Annotated in this window: 2 protein-coding genes; both read left to right on the top strand. The window is 63.8% G+C overall.

The features are described 5' to 3' along the window. Positions 1-469 precede the first annotated feature (469 nt). Positions 470-2,608, top strand: coding sequence for a glycosyltransferase family 4 protein (locus DDE13_RS22030; RefSeq protein WP_162631182.1), 2,139 nt, complete (start codon positions 470-472; stop codon positions 2,606-2,608). A gap of 85 nt (positions 2,609-2,693) precedes the next feature. Continuing rightward, positions 2,694-3,467: a glycosyltransferase family A protein gene (locus DDE13_RS22025; RefSeq protein WP_111406344.1), complete on the top strand. Its 774-nt coding sequence runs from the start codon at positions 2,694-2,696 to the stop codon at positions 3,465-3,467. Positions 3,468-3,646: the final 179 nt, after the last annotated feature.

The raw sequence follows: 3,646 nt of genomic DNA, 5'->3' as shown, positions 1-3,646 counted from the left end.
CTCCGTTTTCGATCTTGAATCAGAAATGAGACCAAACGGGAATCCCTTGATTGCAGACACGGCCTAGTGCGCAATGGGGTTGTGCTTCCCGGCCTTTGGCTCGCGATGGTGGTCCAGAATAATGCGGTCGGCTTGCGCGCGTCTGACTTTGGCCGACTTCGGCTTTGACATGGTGACAATGAGACGAACGGACAACCGATGGAGCCCTTTGACGAAAGCAGGCATGAGGCATGAGGGACGTCGGACGACGGCGCAGCCGCACACGGGGGCTCCGGATTTGGGTCAAGAGCTGACGCCACTTCGATTTTCTCAGCCGTTGGTCGAATTGTTGGCGCGGTTTGCTTCCAGCAAGGCGCTTAGGTCGACGTCAGGCCCAGTGCGGGGCAAAGTCTTCAGTTACCTTCACTTCTGTGCCTTGGCGCGGAGTCGAAATACGTTTGCTGTCCGGCTGGCCCTGGCGCGAGACGTGTTGAACGGGCCGCGCAACCCTGACCGCGCGCGCCTGTTTGATCTGGAGAACATGCGTGCCCAACTCGATATGCCTTCCGGTGATTTCAGAGCGGTGTTCGAGGCATGGATAGCGGCGGGTTTGCCCGGATCGCCCATCGCAGGGCTTGATCTTCTCTTTTCGGATCAGTCGCCCGAAACCGCATTCGGAACCATAGTTGCGGCGCGGCCCACCGACCCGCCATTTCCGACCGCAGGCGATGTGCCGTTCACGATCCATGATCTCGCGCGTGTGCTCCGTGACCCCGCCTTTGCGGTTCTCTGCAAACATCATGCGTGGGAGGGACAGGACGCCGCCCGGGATGCGCTCGCGCGGCTCGCCCTCGTCCCGAGGAAGACCCGCGCCCAGGCGGCCATCTACTGGTCTCTCCTGCCCGATCATAGGGCCGGTACGTTCTGGCCATTCGAAAAGGCTCTTCGTGCGGCGCAGGCGGACCTACCCGGCGTGGACTTCAATGTCGCGCTCGACTACCTGCGGTACGTACCTTCGGACCCGCCTGAGCAGGCGATCGCCGCCGCGCGGCAGATTGCAGTGTCCATGGCTGCGGGGGAAGTCATTGATCTTTCGCTTCTGGTCTGGCTTCGAGAGGTCATCCCGTCCCAGTCACCGCAGGTCGCGCTCGAAATCGTCCGGCATCTCGCAAAGCGCGATACTTCCGAACGTCAACTCCTCAAGGAAGACCTGATCGCCATGCTCCGGGTAGTTCCGCATGCCACGAGCGATCAGGTGATCGAATTGATCGAGCGGGCATCGAAGCCGGAGAATGCCGGAATTCCGCTTGCCATGCTGGCGACATGGGCGGACCGCGACCTGGCGCTGTTCCATGCCGAACAGGCTGAGCGCGAGCGCTTTTTCGGCTCCGAGCGCTGTTCCGCGCTGGTCGCCGCGGCTGTTGCCCATGACCCCAACATCAGCCTCCCCGAAGGCCCCGGCTACCTGCCGCCGTGGCATGATGTGGATTACTTCGGCTATGCGGCGGCGCGGGCGGTGTTGCCGACGGGGTCGGTGGAGAACGTGATACTCGTGCCCTTCGGCAAGCTCGGGGGAGCGGATTACGTGGCAGGCATCCTTGCCGCTGCGCTGGCAGAGCGCGGTCGGACGGTCATCCTGCGCACCGATCAGCCGGACTGGGACCGCCCCGACTGGTATCCGGAGGACGTGCCAGCCATCGACCTGTCGGGCGCACTGTCAGGCATGGGCAATTCGGTTCGTGCGCTTTTTCTTCTCCTGCGTTTGCTCGCGCCTCGGGCCGTTTGGAACGTCAACAGCCGACTTGGTTTCGAGTGCTTCTCCACCTATGGTGGGAGGCTCGCGGACAGCCACCGACTTCATGCCTACTACTTCTGCGCCGATCGCACGCCGGAGGGGCAGGAAACCGGATATCCGGTCTGGTACATCGCCGACATTCTGCCGCACCTGCACGCAGCGCTGGTGGATACGCGATCGCTGGCCGACACGTTGACCTCACGCTATGCCATGCCGCCCGTGCTTGCGGGGAAACTGCACACGGTGCACACGCCCGCGCAGCGCCCGGTCGACGACCCGCCGCTGGTCGCGGCCCAGATCACCAGCGCCGCGGGACGCGCTCGGCCGCGCATCCTGTGGGCCGGGCGGCTCGACAGGCAGAAGCGGTTCGACATCCTGGAGGCCGTGGCCCGCGCCATGCCCGACGTGGATTTTGTCGCCTGGGGCAAGGCCGTGCTGGGAAAGCCGCCACCCGCACGCAAGTTGCCCAAGAACTTGGTGCTCAATCCGCCCTTCGGCAGCTATGACGAACTGCCGTTGGGCGACTGCGACGGCTGGCTCTATACAGCCGCCTGGGACGGGCTGCCGACGATCCTGATCGAATGCGGCGCGATGGGGATGCCGATCGTGGCGAGCGCCGTGGGCGGCGTGCCGGAACTGATCGACGACACGACCGGCTGGCCGGTTAAGGACGCGGACGATCCCGAGGCCTACGTCGCGGCCCTGCGCGCCATGCTAGACGACCCAGAGGCCCGCAGCCGCCGCGCCACCGCCCTTCAGAAACGTGTCCGAACACGCCATAGCCCGGAGGCATTTAGGGCCGCCCTCGACAGGATCGGGTTAGGGTCATCATGACTGGCTCGGACAGTATTTTTCCCGGATCATCTCGGCCACGGAAAGCATTGTCCGACCCTGCTGCCTTGAGACGAAAGTGACCAGAATGAGCGCCATCGATATCAGCGTCATCATCACCGCCCACGGTGAGGGGCTTCTTGCCGGGATATCTGCTTGCAGCGCGGACTCCGCCATCAATGTGGCCAATGCCGCCGGGTTGCGCTGCGAGACGGTGGTCGTACTGGACCGGGCGGACAGCGTGACGACCGATGTGCTCACGTGCCACTACGGTGATCGTGCGCGTATCCTTGAAACCCGCGAGGGCGACCCCGGCCTTGCCCGCAACCGCGGGGTGGAGGCTGCGGCGGGGTGTCACGCCGCCTTTCTTGATGGCGACGACCTCTGGTCGGAGAACTGGCTGGTGGAAGCTCACCGGTTGCTGGCGGCCCGCCCGGACATCATCGCCCATTCGGCCTGCAACATCGTGTTCGGCGCTCATTCCATGCTCTGGTGGCACGCAGATTCCGAAAGCTCGACCTGCGATCACAGCTATCTCGAATGGATGAACTATTGGGACGCGCTGGCCTTTGCCCGACGCGCGTTGCTGCTGGAGAACCCGTTTGTCGCGAACGACCTTAAGCGCGGCTACGGGCACGAGGACTGGCATTGGAACCAGACCACCGTCGCCCGGGGCATCCCGCACAAGCCGGTGCCCGAGACGATCCATTTCAAGCGCCGCCGAACCGGGTCGCAGTCCGATCTGGTGGACAGGCGCGGTGGGTTGCCGTGGCCGACCTCGAAAGGTGGACGAGAGGAGGAACCGACATCGCTGACGGACCGTCCCAAACCGCGGCCGCCCTCTGGCAATTGCGGCCAGTGATGACTCGAGGCCGGAACACACTCCACGGGTGCCAATCCCTAGGCGGCTACGTCTTGCTGACTTGGGAAGGAAATGCCCTTGGTGGCCTGCTGCTGGTTCCGTGGGCACGGGGCTAGGCCGTGTCTGCAATCAAGGGATTCCCGTTTGGTCTCATTTCTGATTCAAGATCGAAAACGGAG

Source organism: Meridianimarinicoccus zhengii (genome assembly GCF_003254465.1).
In the GTDB taxonomy this organism is placed as follows: Bacteria; Pseudomonadota; Alphaproteobacteria; order Rhodobacterales; family Rhodobacteraceae; genus Meridianimarinicoccus; species Meridianimarinicoccus zhengii.
This window is presented reverse-complemented; position numbering and strand designations above follow the sequence as displayed.